The organism is Streptomyces sp. 142MFCol3.1 (assembly GCF_000424945.1).
Classification (GTDB): Bacteria; Actinomycetota; Actinomycetes; order Streptomycetales; family Streptomycetaceae; genus Streptomyces; species Streptomyces siamensis.
In genome coordinates this window covers 138,253-160,055 of sequence record NZ_AUKV01000014.1, presented here as the reverse complement: position 1 = coordinate 160,055, position 21,803 = coordinate 138,253, and the positions used below count along the sequence as shown (strand labels likewise).

At 71.5% G+C, this 21,803-nt stretch carries 16 protein-coding genes, 1 pseudogene and 1 riboswitch; of the genes and pseudogenes, 11 read left to right on the top strand and 6 right to left on the bottom strand.

Annotation, left to right across the window (positions count from 1 at the left end; all coding sequences use genetic code 11):
- Positions 1 to 103: 103 nt before the first annotated feature.
- A complete protein-coding gene (locus H305_RS0121960; protein WP_234020994.1) occupies positions 104 to 1,234 on the top strand; it encodes a CobW family GTP-binding protein in 1,131 nt (376 codons plus the stop codon).
- Positions 1,235 to 1,308: 74 nt separating this feature from the next.
- On the opposite strand, the gene H305_RS0121955 is transcribed toward H305_RS0121960, so the two are convergent.
- Positions 1,309 to 3,768 carry a DNA gyrase/topoisomerase IV subunit A gene (locus tag H305_RS0121955; RefSeq protein ID WP_028802275.1) on the bottom strand — a complete coding sequence of 820 codons (2,460 nt, stop codon included), beginning with the start codon at positions 3,766 to 3,768 and terminating at the stop codon, positions 1,309 to 1,311.
- Between the two features lie 533 nt (positions 3,769 to 4,301).
- On the opposite strand from H305_RS0121955, the gene H305_RS0121950 reads away from it, so the two are divergent.
- The 4 genes from H305_RS0121950 to H305_RS0121935 all read left to right on the top strand — a co-directional run bounded on the left by H305_RS0121950 (position 4,302) and on the right by H305_RS0121935 (position 9,161).
- Entirely contained in the window at positions 4,302 to 5,657 is a 1,356-nt protein-coding gene (locus H305_RS0121950; protein ID WP_028802274.1) for a M16 family metallopeptidase, read from the top strand.
- Positions 5,654 to 7,054 carry a M16 family metallopeptidase gene (locus H305_RS0121945; RefSeq protein WP_028802273.1) on the top strand — a complete coding sequence of 467 codons (1,401 nt, stop codon included), beginning with the start codon at positions 5,654 to 5,656 and terminating at the stop codon, positions 7,052 to 7,054. The genes H305_RS0121950 and H305_RS0121945 overlap by 4 nt, the downstream gene beginning before the upstream one ends.
- A gap of 214 nt (positions 7,055 to 7,268) precedes the next feature.
- Positions 7,269 to 7,428, top strand: a riboswitch (cyclic di-AMP (ydaO/yuaA leader).
- 12 nt (positions 7,429 to 7,440) lie between these two features.
- Complete coding sequence (locus tag H305_RS0121940; RefSeq protein ID WP_028802272.1) at positions 7,441 to 8,205, top strand: M23 family metallopeptidase; 765 nt, start codon at positions 7,441 to 7,443, stop codon at positions 8,203 to 8,205.
- A gap of 260 nt (positions 8,206 to 8,465) precedes the next feature.
- Entirely contained in the window at positions 8,466 to 9,161 is a 696-nt protein-coding gene (locus tag H305_RS0121935; RefSeq protein WP_028802271.1) for a GntR family transcriptional regulator, read from the top strand.
- A gap of 169 nt (positions 9,162 to 9,330) precedes the next feature.
- On the opposite strand, the gene H305_RS0121930 is transcribed toward H305_RS0121935, so the two are convergent.
- Positions 9,331 to 9,612 (bottom strand): HPr family phosphocarrier protein, encoded by a 282-nt coding sequence (locus tag H305_RS0121930; protein WP_028802270.1) that lies wholly within the window; start codon positions 9,610 to 9,612, stop codon positions 9,331 to 9,333.
- 177 nt (positions 9,613 to 9,789) lie between these two features.
- Between H305_RS0121930 and H305_RS0121925 the strand changes: the two genes are divergently transcribed.
- The 4 genes from H305_RS0121925 (at position 9,790) to H305_RS0121910 (ending at position 15,327) form a co-directional block, all read left to right on the top strand.
- Complete coding sequence (locus H305_RS0121925; protein WP_028802269.1) at positions 9,790 to 12,657, top strand: bifunctional GNAT family N-acetyltransferase/acetate--CoA ligase family protein; 2,868 nt, start codon at positions 9,790 to 9,792, stop codon at positions 12,655 to 12,657.
- A 125-nt stretch (positions 12,658 to 12,782) separates the two neighbouring features.
- Entirely contained in the window at positions 12,783 to 13,370 is a 588-nt protein-coding gene (locus H305_RS0121920) for a DUF5998 family protein (RefSeq protein ID WP_028802268.1), read from the top strand.
- Complete coding sequence (locus H305_RS0121915; RefSeq protein ID WP_028802267.1) at positions 13,370 to 14,611, top strand: alkaline phosphatase family protein; 1,242 nt, start codon at positions 13,370 to 13,372, stop codon at positions 14,609 to 14,611. Before H305_RS0121920 ends, H305_RS0121915 begins: the two co-directional genes overlap by 1 nt.
- Positions 14,612 to 14,679: 68 nt before the next feature.
- Positions 14,680 to 15,327 (top strand): thymidine kinase, encoded by a 648-nt coding sequence (locus H305_RS0121910; protein ID WP_028802266.1) that lies wholly within the window; start codon positions 14,680 to 14,682, stop codon positions 15,325 to 15,327.
- Positions 15,328 to 15,381: 54 nt separating this feature from the next.
- On the opposite strand, the gene H305_RS0121905 is transcribed toward H305_RS0121910, so the two are convergent.
- The gene (locus H305_RS0121905) at positions 15,382 to 16,194 is read right to left on the bottom strand and encodes a VOC family protein (protein WP_028802265.1); all 813 of its coding nucleotides are present in this window, start codon (positions 16,192 to 16,194) and stop codon (positions 15,382 to 15,384) included.
- Positions 16,195 to 16,518: 324 nt separating this feature from the next.
- Here H305_RS0121905 and H305_RS0121895 point away from each other — a divergent pair, with 324 nt between their 5' ends.
- Positions 16,519 to 17,346 (top strand): sulfurtransferase, encoded by an 828-nt coding sequence (locus H305_RS0121895; protein WP_028802264.1) that lies wholly within the window; start codon positions 16,519 to 16,521, stop codon positions 17,344 to 17,346.
- A gap of 52 nt (positions 17,347 to 17,398) precedes the next feature.
- Here H305_RS0121895 and sepH read toward each other — a convergent pair whose 3' ends face one another.
- A complete protein-coding gene (gene sepH, locus H305_RS0121890) occupies positions 17,399 to 18,484 on the bottom strand; it encodes a septation protein SepH (protein ID WP_028802263.1) in 1,086 nt (361 codons plus the stop codon).
- A gap of 438 nt (positions 18,485 to 18,922) precedes the next feature.
- On the opposite strand from sepH, the pseudogene H305_RS50880 reads away from it, so the two are divergent.
- Positions 18,923 to 19,141, top strand: a pseudogene (locus tag H305_RS50880) (hypothetical protein); the annotation flags it as partial.
- Between the two features lie 47 nt (positions 19,142 to 19,188).
- On the opposite strand, the gene H305_RS0121880 reads toward H305_RS50880, so the two are convergent.
- Both H305_RS0121880 and H305_RS0121875 read right to left on the bottom strand, forming a co-directional pair.
- Positions 19,189 to 20,508 carry a D-arabinono-1,4-lactone oxidase gene (locus H305_RS0121880; RefSeq protein ID WP_028802261.1) on the bottom strand — a complete coding sequence of 440 codons (1,320 nt, stop codon included), beginning with the start codon at positions 20,506 to 20,508 and terminating at the stop codon, positions 19,189 to 19,191.
- Positions 20,468 to 21,706: an MFS transporter gene (locus H305_RS0121875; protein WP_028802260.1), complete on the bottom strand. Its 1,239-nt coding sequence runs from the start codon at positions 21,704 to 21,706 to the stop codon at positions 20,468 to 20,470. Before H305_RS0121875 ends, H305_RS0121880 begins: the two co-directional genes overlap by 41 nt.
- Positions 21,707 to 21,803: the final 97 nt, after the last annotated feature.

The window sequence follows — 21,803 nt, the reverse complement described above, 5'->3', positions numbered from 1 at the left end:
GGGTCGGCATTGATTGTCCCTGCGAGCGCCGGTGTGTGAGCCGTGCTCGTACGGGAGCCGGTCCGCGAGCCGGTGCACGTGCCGGTATGAAAGAGGTCGCCCGTTGAGCCAGCCGTCCAGTCCCGAGCGTCCCCCGAACGCGCAGGGTGTGCCCGGGCAGATTCCCGTCGTCGTGCTCGCCGGGTTCCTCGGCTCAGGCAAGACCACACTGCTCAACCACCTCCTGCACCACAGCGGCGGCAGCCGTATCGCGGCCGTCGTCAACGACTTCGGGGCGATCGAGATCGACGCCATGGCGGTGGCCGGAGCGCTGGGCGACTCGACCGTCTCACTGGGCAACGGGTGCCTCTGCTGCGCCGTCGACGCCGGCGAGCTCGACCAGTACCTGACCCGGCTCGCCCAGCCCTCGGCGCGCGTCGACGTCATCGTCATCGAGGCGAGCGGCCTGGCCGAGCCCCAGGAGCTCGTGCGGATGGTGCTCGCCAGCGAGCACCCGGGGATCGTGTACGGAGGGCTCGTCGAGGTCGTCGACGCCGCCGAGTTCGACTCCACCCGGGAACGGCATCCCGAGATCGACAGGCACCTCGGCATCGCCGACCTCGTCGTCGTCAACAAGATCGACCGCGCCGTCGACGGGGAACGAGTGCTCCGCACCGTCCGGGAACTCGCCGGCCGCGCCGCCGTCGTCCCCGCCTCGTACGGTCGTATCGATCCGGAGTTCCTCTTCGACTGCCGGCCGAGCGAGGAACGCGTCGGACAGCTGTCCTTCGACGATCTGCACGACCAGGGCGAGCACGGGCAGGAGCGCGAGGAGGGGCTGGACGGCCACGGGCACGCGGCGACCGGTCACACCGGTCATCTGCACTCCGCCTACGAGTCCGTCTCCTTCAGCTCCGTGGTGCCGCTCGACCCGCGGAGGCTGATGGCCTTCCTCGACAGCCGGCCGGAGGGCCTCTACCGCATCAAGGGATCCGTCGACTTCGGCGTGCAGGACAGCGCCAACCGTTACGCCGTCCACGCCGTCGGAAGGTTCCTGCGCTTCTACCCGGAAGCCTGGGGCCGCGCCGAGGAGCGCCTCACCCAGCTTGTCCTGATCGGCTCCGGCATCGACGGGACGGCTCTGGCCAAGGAGCTGGAGGCGTGCCAGGAGGACGCCCCACACGCCGACGAGCACAGCATGTGGGGCGTCCTCCGCTACGTACAGGACCTCGACGACACGGACCCCGACCGCTGAGACGCGGCGGCCAGGGCCCCTGGTCTCTGAGTGGGGCCAGGGCCCCTGGCCTCTGAGTGGAGAGGGCCGGCGGACTACACCGGGCCCGCCACCACGGCCACCGTCTTCGCGAGGGACACGCCCGAGCCGTCGCGGCGCGGGTCGACGTCCGGCAGCTCGACCGGTGTGCCGTTCTTCTGCGCGGCCCGAGCGGGCGTCGCGCCGGCCCAGGCCAGCGACAGGCAGTCCTCGCCCTTCAGGAACCGCTGGCAGCGCACACCACCCGTGGCGCGGCCCTTGCGTGGGTACTGGTCGAACGGGGTGAGCTTGGCCGTGGTCTGGACGGAGTCGTCCAGAGTGCCGCGGGAGCCCGCGACCGTGAACACCACCGCGTCGACCGCGGGGTCGACCGCGGTGAAGGAGATCACCTTGGCGCCGTCGGTGAGCTTGATGCCCGCCATGCCGCCCGCGGCCCGGCCCTGCGGGCGGACCTGAGAGGCCTGGTAGCGCAGCAGTTGGGCGTCGTCCGTGATGAAGACGAGGTCCTCCTCACCGGTGCGCAGCTCCGCGGCGCCGACGATGCGGTCGCCGTCCTTGAGCGCGATGACCTCCAACTCCTCCTTGTTCGAGGGGTAGTCGGGGACCACGCGCTTGACGACACCCTGCTCCGTGCCGATGGCCAGTCCAGGCGACGACTCGTCGAGCGTCGTCAGACACACCACCGTCTCGTCCGCCTCCAGGGAGGACAGGAACTCCGAGATGGGCGCGCCGCCGGAGAGATTGGGCGCCGTGACCGTCTCCGGCAGCTGCGGGAGGTCGATCACGTTCAGCCGCAGCAGGCGGCCGGAGGACGTGACCACACCCACCTCGCCGAGCGCCGTCGCGGGCACCGCGGAGACGATCACGTCGTGCTTGGTGCGCCGGGCCTCCGCGGCGTCCGCGAACGCCTCGCCGTTCGCCGTGCGCGCCAGCAGGCCCGTGGAGGACAGCAGCACCCGGCACGGGTCGTCCGCCACCTGGAGCGGGACCGCCGTCGCGGGCGCGCCCGCGGACTCCAGGAGCACGGTGCGCCGGTCGGTACCGAACTTCTTGGCGACCGCGGCCAGTTCGGTGGAGACGAGCTTGCGCAGCTCCGTGTCCGACTCCAGGATCCCGGTCAGCTCGTCGATCTCGCCGTTCAGCCGGTCGCGCTCCGACTCCAGCTCGATGCGGTCGAACTTGGTGAGCCGGCGCAGCGGCGTGTCGAGGATGTACTGCGTCTGCACCTCGGAGAGCGAGAACCGCTCGATCAGGCGCTCCTTGGCCTGCGCGGAGTTCTCACTGGAGCGGATGAGGCGGATGACCTCGTCGATGTCCAGCAGGGCGACGAGGAGGCCCTCGACCAGGTGCAGCCGGTCGCGCTTCTTGCCGCGACGGAACTCGCTGCGACGGCGGACGACCTCGAAGCGGTGGTCGAGGTAGACCTCCAGGAGCTCCTTGAGGCCCAGGGTGAGCGGCTGACCGTCCACCAGCGCCACGTTGTTGATGCCGAAGGACTCCTCCATCGGCGTCAGCTTGTAGAGCTGTTCGAGGACGGCCTCCGGCACGAAGCCGTTCTTGACCTCGATGACCAGACGCAGTCCGTGCGCACGGTCGGTGAGGTCCTTGACGTCCGCGATGCCCTGGAGCTTCTTGGAACCGACCAGGTCCTTGATCTTCGAGATCACCTTCTCCGGGCCGACGGTGAAGGGCAGTTCGGTGACGACGAGGCCCTTGCGGCGCGCGGTCACGTTCTCCACGGAGACCGTGGCGCGGATCTTGAAGGTGCCCCGGCCGTTCTCGTACGCGTCCCTGATGCCGGAGAGGCCGACGATCCGGCCGCCCGTGGGCAGGTCGGGGCCCGGAACGTACTTCATCAGCGTGTCGAGGTCGGCGCCGGGGTGGCGGATCAGGTGCCGGGCGGCGGCGATCACCTCTCCGAGGTTGTGCGGCGGCATGTTGGTGGCCATGCCGACGGCGATGCCCTGAGAGCCGTTGACCAGGAGGTTCGGATACGCGGCGGGGAGGACCCCGGGCTCCCGCTCCTGGCCGTCGTAGTTCGGCGTGAAATCGACCGTGTCCTCGTCGATGGACTCGGTCATCAGTGACGTGGCGTCGGCCATCCGGCACTCGGTGTAACGCATCGCGGCCGGCGGGTCGTCATTGCCCAGCGAGCCGAAGTTGCCGTGGCCGTCGACCAGGGGCAGACGCATCGAGAAGGGCTGGGCCAGACGCACCAGCGCGTCGTAGATCGACGCGTCGCCGTGCGGGTGGAGCTTACCCATCACCTCGCCGACGACGCGGGCGCACTTCACGTAGCCGCGGTCGGGGCGCAGGCCCATCTCGTTCATCTGGTAGACGATGCGGCGGTGCACGGGCTTGAGCCCGTCCCGGGCGTCCGGCAGGGCTCGCGAGTAGATGACCGAGTACGCGTACTCAAGGAAGGAGCCCTGCATCTCGTCCACGACGTCGATGTCGAGGATCTTCTCCTCGTACGAGTCGTCGGGCGGCGGGGTCTTCGTGCTGCGGCGGGCCATCGCTGCTGCGGCTCCTTCACAGTCTCTGCCGGGGCATGAACGGGTTCTGACGCGGACCATTGTGGACCGCCCCACTGACAACGTGGACCGCGACCCGTCCGTAGCGGGTCTCGCGACCCTTCGGTGACAGGTCCCGGACCCGGTCCGCGGAGGGTCCCGGCCGCGTTCCGCGCCAGGCCCCGGACCCGGTCGGTGACGAGTCCCCGGCCCTCGCGAAGACAATCACCGGACCTGTCCACGACCGGTCACCGGAGCTGTCCACGACGGTCCCGGACCTGTCCACGACCGGTTCCCGGACCCGCCCTCGCCGAGTTCCGGGCCGCGTCCGCGGCGGCACGCCGGGAGACCTGCCCACGGCACACCGGGGTTTGCGTCCGCGGCGTGTCCCGCCGACTCGCCCGGCAGGGACCGTAGTACACGTGAGTCTCGCTCTCGGCGTACGGGGTGCGGGAACTTCGCCAGCTTTCCGCGCGCTTGCATACAGTGGCAGGACCGACAGGAAAAGGCAGTTTTCCGCGATCGAAGGGACGTACATGCCCATGGGTCACACGGCCACAGCCGAGGCAGGCTCCGGCGGCCTGACAGCGACCGAGCACCGCCTGACCAACGGCCTGCGCGTGGTGCTCTCCGAGGACCACCTGACCCCGGTCGCGGCGGTGTGCCTCTGGTACGACGTCGGCTCGCGTCACGAGGTCAACGGCCGTACCGGACTTGCTCACCTCTTCGAGCACCTGATGTTCCAGGGCTCCAAGCAGGTCCACGGCAACGGCCACTTCGAGCTCGTCCAGGGCGCCGGCGGTTCGCTCAACGGCACGACGAGCTTCGAGCGCACCAACTACTTCGAGACCATGCCCGCCCACCAGCTGGAGCTCGCGCTCTGGCTGGAGGCCGACCGCATGGGCTCGCTGCTCGCCGCGCTCGACGACGAGTCGATGGAGAACCAGCGGGACGTCGTGAAGAACGAGCGTCGTCAGCGCTACGACAACGTCCCGTACGGCACCGCGTTCGAGAGGCTGACCGCGCTGGCGTACCCCGAGGGCCACCCTTACCACCACACCCCCATCGGGTCGATGGCGGACCTGGACGCCGCCACCCTGGAGGACGCGCGCGCGTTCTTCCGCACCTACTACGCGCCCAACAACGCGGTCCTGTCGGTCGTCGGTGACATCGATCCGCAGCAGACGCTCGCCTGGATCGAGAAGTACTTCGGTTCGATCCCCGGACACGACGGCAAGCCCGCACCGCGCGACGGCTCGCTGCCCGACGTCATCGGCGAGCAGCTGCGCGAGGTCGTCGAGGAAGAGGTCCCGGCGCGCGCCCTGATGGCCGCCTACCGGCTCCCGGAGGACGGCACGCGTGCGTGCGACGCGGCAGACCTGGCCCTCACCATCCTCGGCGGCGGCGAGTCGTCCCGGCTCTACAACCGGCTGGTCCGCCGCGACCGTACCGCCGTCGCGGCCGGGTTCGGCCTGCTCAGGCTCGCCGGCGCGCCCTCCTTGGGGTGGCTCGACGTGAAGACGTCCGGCGACGTCGAGGTCCCGGTCATCGAGGCCGCCGTCGACGCGGAGCTCGCCCGGTTCGCCGAGGAGGGTCCCACCGCCGAGGAGATGGAGCGGGCGCAGGCCCAGCTCGAGCGCGAGTGGCTGGACCGGCTGGGCACGGTCGCGGGCCGCGCCGACGAACTGTGCCGGTTCGCCGTCCTGTTCGGCGACCCGCAGCTCGCCCTGACCGCCGTGCAGCGCGTCCTCGCCGTCACCGCGGAGGAGGTCCAGGAGATCGCCAAGGCCCGGCTGCGCCCCGACAACCGCGCGGTGCTCGTCTACGAGCCGGTCGCCGAGGCCCCCCAGACCGCCGAAACCACCGACGAGGACGAGGAGTCGGCGAAGTGACCGAGCTCGCGAGCATGGATTTCCACCCGCAGCCCCAGGCGGGCGAGGCCAAGCCCTGGGCGTTCCCGGCCCCCGAGCGGGGCACGCTGGACAACGGCCTGACGGTGCTGCGCTGCCACCGCCCCGGCCAGCAGGTCGTCGCCGTCGAGGTGCTGCTCGCGGCGCCCCTGGAGGCCGAGCCGGCCGGTCTGGACGGCGTCGCCACCATCATGGCGCGGGCCTTCTCGGAGGGCACGGACAAGCACTCCGCCGAGGAGTTCGCCGCGGAGCTGGAGCGCTGCGGCGCCACGCTGGACGCGCACGCGGACCACCCCGGCGTGCGTCTGTCGCTCGAAGTCCCCGTCTCCCGCCTGCCCAAGGCGCTCGGTCTGCTGGCCGACGCCCTGCGGGCACCGGCGTTCGAGGACAGCGAGGTCGAGCGGCTGGTGCGCAACCGGCTGGACGAGATCCCGCACGAGTCGGCCAACCCGGCCCGCCGCGCAGCCAAGGAGCTCTCCAAGGAGCTGTTTCCGTCGACCTCGCGCATGTCGCGCCCGCGGCAGGGCACCGAGGAGACCGTCGAGAGCATCGACTCGGCGGCCGTGCGCGCCTTCTACGAGAAGCACGTGCGTCCCGCGACCGGGACCGCGGTCATCGTCGGTGACCTCACCGGCGTCGACGTCGACGAACTGCTCGGCGACACGCTCGGCTCCTGGACCGGCTCGTTTGCCGAGCCGCGCCCGGTGCCGCCGGTGAGCGCCGACGACACGGGCCGTGTGGTCATCGTCGACCGGCCAGGCGCCGTCCAGACGCAGCTGCTCATCGGCCGTGTGGGGGCCGACCGGCACGACCGTGTGTGGCCCGCCCAGGTGCTCGGCACCTACTGCCTCGGCGGCACCCTCACCTCACGTCTGGACCGGGTCCTGCGCGAGGAGAAGGGATACACCTACGGTGTGCGGGCGTTCGGCCAGGTCCTGCGGGCCGCGCCGTCGTCCGCCGCGGGCACCACGGGCGTGGCGATGCTCGCCATCAGCGGCTCCGTGGACACCCCGAACACGGGTCCGGCGCTCGACGACCTGTGGAAGGTGCTGCGCACCCTCGCCGCGGAGGGTCTGACCGACGCGGAGCGGGACGTCGCCGTGCAGAACCTGGTCGGTGTGGCGCCCCTCAAGTTCGAGACCGCGGCGGCCGTGGCGAGCACACTCGCGGACCAGGTCGAGCAGTTCCTGCCCGACGACTACCAGGCGACGCTGTATCAGCAGCTGGCCGCGACGGGCACCGTGGAGGCCACGGCGGCCGTCGTGAACGCCTTCCCGGTGGACCGGCTGGTGACGGTCCTGGTGGGCGACGCCGAGCAGATCAAGGAGCCCGTCGAGGCCCTCGGAATCGGTGAAGTGACCGTCGTGACTGCCGAGTAGGGCGGCGCGACGTCTCGGAGGCCCAGGTGACGCTTGCGTCACCTGGGCCTCGCTTTGTCCGGACTTCCTCCTCGATTTGTCCTTATTGGTAGAGAGGTTGTCGTCTGCCCTGTGGCATGCACTACAAAAACCGTGATCCGTTTGTTGTTTGGAAGACGCCCCGTCTAGCGTCGATCCGGCTGTTCGCCAGGCAGTGCGCCGCGCCCGCGGCACCGGACAGTCATCGCCGAGTCCCCGTACGGCGCGAGCCAGGGGAGCCGGGGACCCATTCGCAGTCCCTGGGGTGAATCGGACGCCCTCCCGGAGGGGGTCCGTAGGAGACCTTCCTGCTCCGAACCCGTCAGCTAACCCGGTAGGCGAGAGGGAAGGAAAGGACCAGCCCCTACATGGCGTTCACCTGTGGCACCGGGAAGCATCGTCGTCCGAGCCGCGTGAAGCGCACCACCACGAACGCCGTCGGCGTCGCGGCGCTCACCACCACCGGCGTCGTCGGGGCGCTGGCCGCACCCGCGCTCGCCGCGGAATCGTCCGTCGAGCAGACCGGACTGACCCCGGTCGTCACCCTCGGCGACTCGGTCGCCGAGCAGATCGACGAGCAGGCCGCGGCGCAGCAGCGCGCCGCCGACGAGGCCGCGGCGCTGAAGAAGGCCGAGGAGGCCGCCCGCAAGCGGGCCGCCGAGGAGGCCCGGAAGGAGCGTGAGGCCAAGGAGCGCGCCGCCCGCGAGGCCGAGCGCAAGCGCCTCAACTCCTTCGTCCTGCCGATCACCGGCTCGTACGTCTCCACGGGCTACAAGACCGGTGGCAGCCTCTGGTCCTCCGGCAGCCACACCGGCGTCGACTTCCACGCGGCGTCCGGCACCCCGGTCCACGCCGTCGGCTCGGGCACGGTCGTCACGGCCGGCTGGGGCGGCGCCTACGGCAACCAGGTCGTGATCAAGATGCACGACGGCACGTACACCATGTACGGCCACCTGTCGTCCATCGGCGTCTCCGTCGGCCAGGCGGTCACTCCGGGGCAGCGGATAGCCCTCTCCGGGTCCACCGGGAACACCACCGGACCGCACCTCCACTTCGAGGCCCGTACGACCGCGGAGTACGGCTCGGACATGGACCCCGTCGGCTACCTCCGCGCGCGCGGTGTGAGCGTCTGACGCACCTGCGCACGCAGGGCACTGACGTCCCACGCGCCGCCGCTCGCGCGGTGTGTACCTCGACGTCCGCTCCGCGGCTTCTTCACGACTTCGGATGCCCCGGCTCACCGAGCCGGGGCATCGTCGTTTCGGCCGGGCACCTGTCCAAAAAATATCCATGGATTCCGGCCTCCCGTCGGAAATTCCGGCAGCCTGCAATAGAGTCACTGAACAGGCGTCAATCGATGGCGTTTCGCGGGCATTAAAGCGGAGGTCCGGTCATGCGTATTCCGGCGCACTCGGTATGCACGGCGATCCGTGACGACATCGTCGCGGGCGTCTACGAGCGCGGCAGCCGGCTCACCGAGGAACTGCTCGCCCGCCGCTACGGCGTCTCGCGCGTCCCGGTGCGCGAAGCGCTGCGCACCCTGGAGGCCGAGGGCTTCGTCGTCACCCGGCGGCACGCGGGCGCGTGTGTCGCCGAGCCGACCGAACAGGAGGCGTCGGACCTGCTGGAGATGCGGATGCTGCTGGAGCCGCTGGGTGCGGCGCGGGCCGCGCAGCGCCGCACCGAGGCCCACCTGAAGGTGCTCCGAGGCCTGGTCAGGCTCGGCCAGGAGCGCGCCAGGAGGGGGCACAGCGAGGATCTGCGCTCCTTGGGCGGCTGGTTCCACGAGACCCTCGCGCAGGCCTCCGGCAGCCCGGCGCTGACCTCCACGCTCGCCCAGCTGCGGCACAAGATCGCCTGGATGTACACCGTGGAGGTGCCGGCCGGCCCGGCGGAGTCCTGGGCGGAGCACGGCGGGATCGTGGACGCCGTCGCGCGGGGTGACAGCGAGCGGGCGCGGTCGATCACGGCTCTGCACGCGGAGCGCGCGACGGCCGCGCACCGGCTCCGCTTTCCCGGCGGCGGGGACCGGACGGAACGTGTGAGGACTTCGCAACATCCCGTAAACATGACGGGCGTGCGGCATTAACACGGGCGCCGTATACAAAGAAGGGTAATTCGCGGGGGATTATTTCTGCTGCCCGGAAACGGGAAAAGAAAAGGGCTCGTCCGAGATTCTCGGACGAGCCCTTCGGTCGATGTGCGGGCCGGCGTTCTCTCGCCTTTCGGGGCGAAGGCCGCCGTCGCCGGCAATGCGCTCAGACGGTCTCCGGGAGCTCCTCGAGCCCCTCGGCGACGAGCTTGGCCAGGCGGTCGAGGGCGGCGTCCGCACCCTCGGCGTCGGAGGCGAGGACGATCTCCTCGCCGCCCTGGGCGCCCAGGCCGAGGACCGCGAGCATGGAGGCCGCGTTGACGGGGTTGCCGTCGGCCTTGGCGATCGTCACGGGGATGCCGGAGGCCGTGGCGGCCCGGACGAAGATGGAGGCGGGGCGGGCGTGGAGGCCCTCAGCCCAGCCGACGTTGACGCGGCGCTCAGCCATGTGATGCTGCCCTTCAGGTGTTCAGGGTTGTCTAGACCAGTGTCCCACAACGTGAAGACTGCCCGGAGCGGGCCGGTGCCCCGTCCCGAGTGTCGCCGGATCGCGGCCTCGATCCGGCTTCCGTCCCCCACAGACTGCCTCGCGCCGTTGTCGGACGCGAGCCGTACTCTGGGGCCCATGCAGACCTCGCCGGACGGGCACGCGTACCCCGCTCACTGGGAAGCCGACGTGGTGCTGCGCGACGGCGGCACCGCACGCATCAGGCCCATCACCGTCGATGACGCCGAGCGCCTGGTCAGCTTCTACGAGCAGGTGTCCGACGAGTCGAAGTACTACCGCTTCTTCGCGCCGTATCCGCGCCTGTCCGCGAAGGACGTCCACCGCTTCACGCACCACGACTTTGTGGACAGGGTGGGTCTCGCGGCCACAGTGGGCGGCGAGTTCATCGCCACCGTACGCTACGACCGCATCAATCCCGACGGCCTGCCCGCGTCCGCCCCCGCCGACGAGGCCGAGGTCGCCTTCCTCGTCCAGGACGCCCACCAGGGCCGTGGTGTCGCCTCGGCCCTCCTCGAACACATCGCGGCCGTGGCCCGTGAGCGAGGCATCCGCCGCTTCGCCGCCGAGGTGCTGCCCGCCAACAACAAGATGATCAAGGTGTTCACGGACGCCGGGTACACCCAGAAGCGCAGCTTCGAGGACGGCGTCGTACGCCTGGAGTTCGACCTCGAACCCACCGACCGCTCGCGTGCCGTCCAGTGGGCGCGGGAGCAGCGCGCCGAGGCCAGGTCCGTGCAGCGGCTGCTCGCCCCCGGCTCGGTCGCCGTCATCGGCGCGGGCCGCACCCCCGGCGGCGTCGGTCGCAGCGTCCTCGCCAACCTGCGCGACGCCGGTTTCACGGGCCGCCTCTTCGCGGTCAACAAGGCGCTCCAGGAGAAGGAACTCGACGGAGTCCCCGCCTACCGCTCCGTGCGCGACATCACCGAGCCCGTCGACCTCGCGGTCGTCGCCGTGCCCGCGCCGCGTGTCCCCGAGGTCGTCGCGGAGTGCGGGGTGCACGGAGTGCAGGGACTCGTGGTGGTCTCCGCCGGATACGCGGACAGCGGTCCCGAAGGACGCCGACTCCAGCGCGAACTGGTGCGCCAGGCACGCTCGTACGGCATGCGGATCATCGGCCCCAATGCCTTCGGCGTCATCAACACGTCCCCGCAGGTGCGCCTCAACGCCTCGCTCGCCCCGGAGATGCCGCGACCCGGGCGGATAGGGCTGTTCGCCCAGTCCGGGGCCATCGGCATCGCCCTGCTGTCCCGGCTGCACCGGCGCGGCGGCGGTGTCACCGGTGTGACCGGCGTGTCCACCTTCGTCTCCTCGGGCAACCGCGCGGACGTCTCGGGCAACGACGTCCTCCAGTACTGGTACGACGACCCGGACACCGACGTCGTCCTCATGTACCTTGAATCCATCGGCAACCCGCGCAAGTTCACGCGCCTGGCCCGCCGGACGGCGGCGGCCAAGCCGCTGGTCGTGGTGCAGGGCGCGCGGCACGGCGGAGTCGCGCCCCTCGGCCACACCGTGCGGCCCACCCGCCTGCCGTACGCCACCGTGTCCGCCCTGCTGCGGCAGGCCGGGGTGATCCGCGTGGACACCATCACCGAACTGGTCGACGCCGGGCTGCTCCTGGCCCGTCAGCCGCTGCCCCAGGGTCCCCGGGTGGCCATCCTCGGCAATTCGGAGTCGCTGGGACTCCTCACCTACGACGCCTGCCTCGCCCAGGGGCTGCGTCCACTGCCCCCGCTGGACCTGACCACGGCGGCGTCGGCGGAGGACTTCCGGCGCGCGCTGGCCCACGCCCTGTCCGAGGGCGGCTGCGACGCCGTCGTGGTGACGGCGATCCCGGCGGTGGGGGAGACGTCCGCCCGGGACGCGGCCCTCGCCGAGGCCCTGCGCTCGGCCTCCGCCGAGGCCCCCACGAAGCCGGTGCTGGTCGTGCACGTCGAGCTCGGCGGACTCGCCGAAGCGCTGTCCGCGGCGGCGAGCACCGCGCCCCAGGCCGCGGCTCCGGCTCCCGGAGCCGCGGACGGAACCCGCACCCCCGCCGCCCCGGCCCCGCCCGCATCGCGGACCCCCGGTCCGCCCGGCGAGGGTCAGCCGACGCCGGCGGGATCCGCGCCGGCGCCGGACCGCCGCCTCATCCCGGCCTACCCCGCGGCCGAGCGTGCCGTCCGCGCCCTCGCAGAAGCCGTCAGGTACGCCCAGTGGCGACGCGACGCCGCCCAGCCCGGCAAGGTGCCCGAGTACGAGGACATCGACGAGAAGGGGGCGGCCGCGCAGATCGACGCCCTCCTCGCACGAGGCGAGGGGCTGACGCTCGGCACGGAGGAGGCCTGCGTCCTGCTCGGGCGCTACGGCATCGACGTGCGCCGGGCCCTGCCCGCGCCCACACCCGGCGACGCCGTGGAGGCCGCGCGCACCCTCGGCTATCCCGTGGCCCTCAAGACGACCGCCCCGCATCTGCGGCACCGCGCCGACCTGGGAGGAGTCCGGCTCGACCTGGCGGACGAGGAGCAATTGCGACGGGCGTACACGGAGTTGACCGACCTGTTCGGGACGCCCCAGGAGCTGCGCCCCGTCGTGCAGGCGATGGCGCCGCGCGGAGTGGACACCGTCGTACGCGCCGTCATCGACCCGGCGGCCGGGGCGGTCCTGTCCTTCGGGCTCGCCGGAGCCGCCTCCGAGCTGCTCGGCGACACCGCGCACCGGCTGGTCCCGGTCACCGACCGGGAGGCGGCCTCCCTGGTCAGATCGATCAGGACGGCGCCGTTGCTGTTCGGCTGGCGGGGCTCCGCGCCGGTCGACACGGCTGCCCTCGAAGAGCTGCTGCTGCGGGTGTCGCGGTTGGTCGACGACCATCCCGAGGTCGTCGCCGTGTCGCTGGAGCCCGTGGTGGTCGCCCCGCACGGCCTCAGTGTGCTCGGCGCCACCGTGCGGCTGGCCCGGGCACCCGTGCGCGACGATCTCGGTCCTCGCACGCTCCCCGTGGTCTGAGCCCCGGCCGCCGTCCGGGCCCGCGGCGGGTGATCCGTGCCGCGCCCGCCCGGTGCCCGGTCCGTGCGCGACGGACACCCGCGAGCGGTGCCTCGCAGTCAGTGGGCCACCGTAGGATGGACGTCATGGCCAAGACCAGTACGACGACCCAGGGGCTGCGAGCGGCGATCGAGCGCAGCGGCTACTACCCGGCCCTCGTGGCCGAGGCGGTGGAGGCCGCGATCGGCGGCGAGACCATCCGGTCGTACCTGGTCCACCAGGAGACGACGTTCGACGCCAATGAGGTGCGCCGGCACGTCACGGTCCTCGTCCTCACCGGAAACCGCTTCATCGTGAGCCACACCGACGAGCAGGCCGCGGACAGCACCTCCCCGACGCCGTACGCCACGACATCGACGGAGTCGGTGAAACTCGGCCGGATCTCGTCGGTCGTCCTCAGCCGCGTCGTCTCCAACCCGGAGTCGTACACACCGGGCACCCTGCCCCGCGAGGTCGTCCTGACCATCGGCTGGGGTGCGGTCTCCCGCATCGACCTGGAGCCCGCCGCCTGCGGCGACCCCAACTGTGAAGCGGACCACGGCTACACGGGCAATTCGACGGCCGACGACCTGAGCCTGCGGGTCAGCGAGGCCGGGGACGGCCCGGAGACGGTGCGCCAGGCCCTGGCCTTCGCGCAGTCGCTCTCCGAGGCGACCGCGGACATCACCCGCTGATGTCGCACCCGTTCCCCTCCGCAGCCCACGAGGGCGGGCGTTTCGCGCCCGCCCCGCCCCCGTCCGCCTGGGACCAGCCGGAGCCGCTCGCCGTGGACACCGCGCCCGTCCCCGAGTACGGCGCCGGTTCCCTGGCGGACCTGCTGCCCACGCTCGCAGCGGGCATGGGGGTGCCCGGCCTGACCGCCGCCATACCGGAGCTGGACGCGGCCGACCGGAACTGCGTCTTCCTGATCGACGGTCTCGGCTGGGAGCAGCTCAAGGCCCACCCCGAAGAGGCCCCCTTCATGGCGTCGCTCCTGGCGTCGTCCCGAGGGGGCACGGGCCGCCCCATCACCGCGGGTTACCCCGCGACCACAGCGACCTCGCTCGCCTCCGTGGGCACCGGCCTGCCGCCCGGCGCGCACGGCCTGCCCGGCTACACCGCCCGCAATCCGGCGACCGGCGAGCTGATGAACCAGCTCCGTTGGAACCCGTGGACGGAGCCGACCGCCTGGCAGCCCTATCCGACGGTCTTCCAGCTGGCGGACGCGGCGGGCGTGCACACCGCGCAGGTCTCGTCGCCCACCTTCCAGAACACGCCCCTGACGAAGATCGCGCTGTCCGGCGGCACGTTCCACGGACGGCTGTCCGGCGAGGAGCGCATGGACCTCGCGGCCGAACAACTGGCCGCCGGGGACCGTTCGCTGGTCTACACGTACTACGCCGAGGTGGACGGCAAGGGCCATCGCTTCGGCGTCGACTCGGACCCCTGGCGCGGCCAGCTCATGTACGTCGACCGGCTGGTCCAGCGCCTCGCGGAGCAGTTGCCGCCCCGCACGGCGCTGTACGTGACCGCCGACCACGGCATGGTCGACATCCCGTTCGACGAGCAGCACCGCATCGACTTCGACGAGGACTGGGAGCTGCGCGCCGGGGTCGCCCTGCTGGGCGGGGAGGGCCGCGCCCGCCATGTCTACGCGGTGCCGGGCGCCGCGGCGGACGTCCTGACCTGCTGGCGCGAGGTGCTCGGCGAGCAGTTCTGGGTGGCCTCGCGGGACGAGGCGATCGCCGCGGGCTGGTTCGGTCCGCAGGTCGACGAGCGGGTGTACGCCCGGATCGGCGACGTCGTCGCGGCGGCCCGCGACGACGTGCTGATCATCGCGTCCGAGCGGGAGCCGAAGGAGTCCGCGATGGTCGGCAACCACGGCTCCATGACCCCCGCCGAACAGCTCGTGCCCCTCCTGCACGTACGCTCCTAGGCTGTTCCCGTACGCTGATCACGTACCCCCGCCCCGTACTCCCGTTGCCGAAAGGTGCTCAACTCCCCATGCCCGAGCTGGTGTTCTTCTCCGGAACCATGGACTGCGGGAAGTCGACGCTGGCTCTCCAGATCGAGCACAACCGCTCGGCGCGGGGTCTGCAGGGCATGATCTTCACGCGTGACGACCGGGCGGGCGAGGGCAAGCTCTCCTCCCGCCTGGGCCTGGTCACGGACGCCGTCGAGGTGGCGGACGACCAGGACCTGTACGGATACCTGGTCGACCATCTCTCCCAGGGCGGCCGGGCGGACTATGTGATCGCGGACGAGGCGCAGTTCCTCGCCCCCGCGCAGATAGACCAGCTCGCCCGCGTGGTGGACGACCTGGGCCTCGACGTCTACGCCTTCGGGATCACCACCGACTTCCGGTCCAAGCTCTTCCCCGGCTCCCAGCGGCTCGTGGAGCTGGCCGACCGGGTCGAGGTCCTCCAGGTCGAGGCACTGTGCTGGTGCGGCGCCCGCGCGACCCACAACGCCCGCACCATAGGTGGCGAGATGGTCGTCGAGGGCGCACAGGTCGTCGTCGGCGACGTCAACCAGTCCGAGGACATCGGGTACGAGGTGCTGTGCCGCCGGCACCATCGCCGTCGGATGACGGCCGCGACGGCCCGGGCGGGCGCCCTGTCACCGGACGTGCTGCCGGTCGCCTCGGCCTGATCGCGCGGGATGTGAGTCCCGGGACGTCACAGGGGCCGGCCGGCCCCGGGCCCCTCAGGAATCCCGGCGGTCGGCGTGGATGAGTGAGAACATCGCACCCTCGGGGTCCGCCACCGTCGCCACCCGCCCGTACGGCGAGTCGTGGGCGGACTTGAGGAGATGCCCGCCGAGCTCGACGACATGCTGGGCGGCGTCGTCCACGTCCGCGACCTCGAAGTACGTCAGCCAGTGCGGTCCGCGGTCGCGCGGCAGCGCGTTCCCGACGCCGTGGACGCCGGCGACCGGGTGGCCCTCGATGTGCAGGGTCACATAGTCGAAGTCGGCCGAGACGGTCGGCTCGAGCCGGTATCCGAACACCCCTTGGTAGAACTTGACCACGCTGTCGGTGTCGCGGGTCACGAGCTCGTTCCACGCGGGCGTGCCGGGCAGCCCGGTGATCCCCGTGCCCAGGTGCTCGGCAGCCTGCCAGATGCCGAAGACGGCACCGGTCGGGTCCGAGGCGATCGCCATGCGCCCGGCATCCCCGGCGTCGAGGGGACCCACGCCCACCGTGCCGCCGCTGTGGCGGACCGTCTCCGCGGTCACGTCCACGTCGTCCGAGGCGAGGTAGGGCGTCCAGGCGATGGGCAGATGCCGGTCGGGTGGCAGCTGGCCGATGCCCGCCACCTCGTGACCGTCCAGCAGAGCCCGCGCGTACGGGCCGAGCTGCTGCGGTCCCGGCCGGAACTCCCAGCCGAACAGCTGTCCGTAGAACTCCTGGGTCGCGGCCATCCCGTGCACCATCAGGCTCACCCAGCAGGGTGTGCCGGGTGTGCGCCGAGCGTGCGTGGTGCCGTTCAGGCCGGTCGACCCCCGTGCCTCGGTCATCGTCACTCTCTTCTCGGCCCCTCGCGGTGGCCGGTCACCTTCCGCCTACGAACACGGGTACCGCAGCGGCACCCGTGCAAGCCCCGTGCCGATGTTCGCACCACCGGTCCTGCCGCGCGTTCCGGTCGCACCGCCGCTCAGCGGTCCCCGGCCGGAGGATGCCCGGAGTGTCGTTTCTCATCCGTTTCGGCGTGATTGCCGGGTGGTGTCCATCAGCTGTACAGCATGTGCCCGATCCTGTACGCCTCGTGATCGGACCTGTCCGGCCGAGCAGAGTAGCCGGAGCTGGACGACGCGGCCACCCCGTGCGCAAGGATGGTGGCCATGAACGCCATCATCACCGCACCTGAACTCGCGAGCGATCTGGCAGGACCGAACCCGCCGGTCCTCCTCGACGTCCGCTGGCAGTTGGGCGGCCCGAACCTGCGCGACGAGTACGAGAAGGCGCACATCCCGGGAGCCGTCTTCGTCGATCTGGATTCCGAACTCGCCGGTCCGGCCGGGGCGGCCGGGCGGCATCCCCTGCCCGATCTCGAGGTCTTCGGCTCCGCGATGCGAGCCGCCGGCGTGTCCGCGGACCGCGATGTCGTCGTGTACGACGGCGGCCAGGGCTGGGCCGCCGCGCGCGCCTGGTGGCTGCTGGGCTATTCGGGTCATTCCTCGGTACGCGTCCTCGACGGAGGGTTCGCCGCCTGGAACGGGCCGGTGTCCTCGGAGCGGCCGGCTCCGGAGCCCGGAAGCTTCGTACCGGCACCGGGTGCGCGCCCTCTGCTCGACGCGGACGGCGCGGCGGCGCTCGCCCGCACCGGTGTCCTGCTCGACGCCCGCGCGGGTGAGCGCTACCGCGGCGAGGTCGAGCCGATCGACCCGGTCGGCGGGCACATCCCCGGCGCCGTGTCCGCGCCGACCACGGAGAACGTCGGGGCCGACGGACGGTTCCTGCCCGCCGCCGAACTCGCCGACCGCTTCAAGTCGCTGGGCGCCGACGCCACTTCCGAGGTGGGCGTCTACTGCGGCTCCGGTGTCTCCGGCGCGCACGAGGTCCTGGCCCTCGCCGTGGCTGGCATCCCCGCGGCCCTGTACGTGGGTTCCTGGTCCGAGTGGTCCCGGGACGGGAGCCGTCCGGTCGCGGTGGGACCCGACCCCCAGTGACAGCGAAGGGGCCCGCGCCGAACCGGTGCGGGCCCCTTCGTCGGACAACTGACTAGTCCTGCTTCTTCCGTCGCGTACCGAAGACGATCTCGTCCCAGCTCGGTACCGCCGCTCGGCGGCCCGGCCGGACGCCGTCGGCCTCGGCCTGCCGGTCGGTCGCGCCGACCAGACGGTCGCGGTGGCTGCCCACCGAACGCGGCATCAGGACGTCCGCGTACGCCGAACCGGCACCGGCCGACGCCGCGGGAGCCGGGGGCTCCTCCGCCTCGGGCTCGGGGTCGGGCTCCTCCGCGGCGGGCCGCTCCGTGGTCGAGGGCCGCTCGGGCACCACCATGTCGCCCCGGAAGCTGGGCACCGCCTCCAGGAGGCTGGTCAGCGAATCCCGGTCGCCGGACTCCTCGACGGGCTCCGGGGGCGGGGCGGGCAGGCTCGGCCGCTCCATCTGCCGGTCCAGGGCGCGGTCCAGCGGACGGTCCCGGGGCAGCCGTGCGATCCGCGGGACGAACGGGAAGCTCGGCTCGGGCGCGGCGAGGTCGTCGGACTCGCCGATCAGTGAGCGCGCCTCGTCGTCGACGGCCTGGACCAGACGCCGCGGCGGGTCGTACGTCCAGCTCGCCGAGTGCGGTTCGCCCGCGACCCGGTAGACCAGCAGGACCTCCCAGGTGCCGTCGTCGCGGCGCCACGAGTCCCACTGCACCGTGTCCTTCTCGGCGCCGCGCAGCAGCAGTCGCTCCTGGACTGCCTCGCCGAGCTGGGGTCCGGCGTTCTCGCCGGGGCGGCGGACCGGGGTCTTCCTCGCGCGCTCGGCCATGAAGGCGCGCTCGGCGAGTACGGGCCCCTCGAAGCGGCGCACGCGGTCGACGGGGATACCGGCGAGCTGGGCGACCTCCTCCGCGGAGGCGCCGGCACGTATACGCGCCTGGATGTCACGGGGGCGGAGATGGCTCTCCACCTCGATCTCGATCTGGCCGAGGCGGGGACGGTCACCGCGTACGGCGGCGCGCAGACGCTCGTCAATCGGAAGCGTGTACTCCGTGCTGTCCGCAGCCTTCAGCACCAGCCGTGTGCCGTCGTTAGAGACGGCCACGACACGCAGTTCGGGCATGGGGACCTCCCGGGTGGTGCCTGCCGACGTCACGTGCGTCGCTGCTTCCGCTAGTCGAGTGTGGCCTGCCCGGGTGCAGCCTGCCACAACCTTGCCGAGTTGCCCGGCGTGTCGGGCATGGGCCCGGGAGCGCCGTTATGGCACGGTTACCTTTTCGCAACGCTAAGTGACGAACCTCATCACCCTGTGCAACGAGCCCCCTCCCGGCGATCCTGCAAGGCCCCGGACACCCTGGCGGGAGTCCGGACCCAGGGCTCGCAACAGTACTCCATTCGGGCCACCTACGTGGATCGGCGCGCCGCCCAACTTCGGGCAAGGGGCGGTAGTTGGCCGCCCGAAGCGCCGCATTCGTGACCATGGAACGTGGCGCACTTCACCCGATCGTCGGAAACGGAACCAATCGTTTCGCCCGTACGTCCCCTTCTCGTGCGATCGGTCGACCAAGTCCGGGAAGGCGGGCAAGGTCCGGGGATGCGTAAGAAGTCCCAAGTCGGCGAGAAGCCGGGTGTCCATGAGCCGGGTGCCGATGAGGGGCCGACAAGGAAACGGGTCGACCTGAGCCTGCCTCAAGTCGCGGGAAGCGCGGTGGCGGCGGCGGTGGCCGCGAAGCTCGCCTCCCGCTTCGGCGTCTACGGGACGATCCTGGGCGCCGGCCTGGTCGGCGTGATCGCGACCTGCGCAGGCACCCTCGGACGCGGAGGCCGGGAGCGACGGCCCGACCTCCACCCCGAGCGCGCCTACGAGCCCAGCACCCGACGCAAGTAGTCGTTCGCGAAGCGCCGGTCCGGGTCCAGCCGGTCCCTCAGCGCCGTGAACTCGCCGAAGCGCGGGTAGACCTCGGAGAAGTACGCGGCGTCGCGCGTGTGCACCTTGCCCCAGTGCGGGCGCCCCTCGTGGGCGGTGAAGATGCGCTCGGCGGCGGTGAAGTACGCCTGATAGGGGGTTCCCCTGAACATGTGGACGGCGATGTACGCGCTGTCCCGCCCGGACGCCGTCGACAGCGCGATGTCGTCGGCCGGAGCCGTACGCACCTCGACCGGGAAACTGACCCGCAGGGACGAGCGCTCGACCATCGTCCTCAGCTCGCGCAGCGTCTCCACCAGGGCCTCGCGCGGGACGGCGTACTCCATCTCCACGAAGCGCACCCGGCGCGGAGAAGTGAAGACCTTGTAGGGAATGTCGGTGTAGGTCCGCGCGGACAGCGCACGGCTGGAGATCTTCGCGATCGCCGGGATCGTGGCGGGTACGGCGCGGCCCAGCAGATTGGCCACCTGGAAGACGCCGTTGGAGAGCAACTCGTCCTCGATCCAGCCGCCGATCTGCCCCACCGGCTTCTCCGGACCCGCGCTGCGGTTGTTGCGCTTGGTGTTGCAGTTGCCGGTGTGCGGGAACCAGTAGAACTCGAAGTGCTCGTTCTCGGTGAACAGTTCGTCGAAGTCGGTGGTGACCCGGTCGAAGGTCATCGGCTCCTCGCGGGCCGTGAGCAGGAACATGGGCTCCACGGCGAAGGTGATCGCGGTGACGACGCCCAGCGCGCCGATGCCGATCCGGGCCGCCGCGAAGACCTCGGGGTTCTCCTTCTCGGAGCAGGTGAGGACCGAGCCGTCCGCCGTGACCAGTTCAAGGCCCTTGATCTGTGCGGCGATCGAGGCCGAGTCACGGCCCGTGCCGTGCGTGCCGGTGCTGGTCGCCCCCGAGACGGTCTGCTCCATGATGTCGCCCATGTTCGTGAGCGACAGTCCCTCACGTGCGAGAGCCGTGTTGAGCCGCTTGAGCGGAGTGCCGGCCTCGACGGTGACGGTGCCCGCCTCGCGGTCGATCCCGCGGATGCCGGTCAGCAGTTGAGGGCGGATCAACACACCGTCGGTCGCGGCGGCGGCCGTGAAGGAGTGCCCGGTGCCGACGGCCTTCACCCGCAGACCGTCGTCGGCCGCCTTCCGCACAGCGGCGGAGAGTTCGTCCACCGAGGCGGGGGTGACCTCCCGTACGGGACGGGCGGTGACGTTCCCCGCCCAGTTACGCCACGTGCCGCTCTTCCCGCTCACTGTGGTGCTCATGGGACCCTCCCCGCCGCGGAACCGGCCTGTTCAGCCGGCGATACCCGAGGAAACCGACCGCGACCGCGACGGCCCCGGACACCGCCGGAACCCCGTACCCGGCCTCCGCGCCGGCGGCGTCGATCACCCAGCCGGACACGGAGGAGCCCAGCGCGACCCCGACCGCGAGTCCGGTGCTCACCCAGGTCATGCCCTCGGTCAGTTTCGCGCGTGGTACGTGCTGCTCGATGAGGGACATCGTCGTGATCATCGTGGGAGCGATGGACAGGCCCGCAACGAACAGCGCCACGGCCAGGAACGGCAAGTTTCCGACCAGTAGGAGGGGGATCATACTCACGGCCATCGCGCATATGCCCAGCAGCCACCGGCGTTCGGGCGCCCCCCTGAAGTGCAGCAGCCCGAACACGGCGCCGGCGACGCACGAACCCGCCGCGTACAGCGCGAGTACGACGCTGGCCGCCCCCTTGTGCCCCTGCTCCTCGGCGAAGGCCACGGTGACCACGTCGACGGCCCCGAAGATCGCGCCGGTCGCCACGAAGGTGGCCACCAGCACCTGGAGCCCGGCCGAGCGCAGTGCCGAGCCGCCGGCGTGGTGCTCGCGCGGGTGCGGCACGGGCTCGGTCGCGCGCTGGGAGGTCAGCCAGAAGACGCCGGCCGCGAGGAAGCAGGCGGCGAGCAGCGGCCCCGCCTCCGGGAACCACACCGTGGACAGGCCGATGGAGATGATCGGCCCGAAGATGAAGCAGACCTCGTCCACCACGGACTCGAAGGAGTACGCGGTGTGCAGCTGCGGGGTGCCCCCGTACAGGGCGGCCCAGCGGGCCCGGACCATCGCACCGACGCTCGGGACGCAGCCGATGCCCGCCGCGCACACGAACAGTATTTGGTCCGGCCACTCGAAACGGGCGGCGCACAGCAGCCCGGCGGCCGCCGCGAGGGCGAACAGCGTCACGGGCCGCAGCACCCGCCGCTGTCCGTGCCGGTCCACGAGGCGCGACACCTGGGGACCGAGGACGGCCGCGGCCAGCGCCATGGTCGCCGTCAGCGCACCGGCGAGCCCGTACCGCCCGGTCAGCTGGGAGATCATCGTGACGACGCCGATGCCCATCATCGACAGCGGCATCCGGCCGAGGAAGCCCGCGGCGGAGAAGCCCTTGGAGCCGGGGGCGGCGAACAGGGCACGGTACGGGCTGGGCACGGGGGTCTCCGGTCGGCTCGGCTCGGCCGCCCGGTCATCCCGGGCGACGCGAACTCTGTAAGGCGTGAAGGTGGCCGATACAGCTTACGGGCGAGGT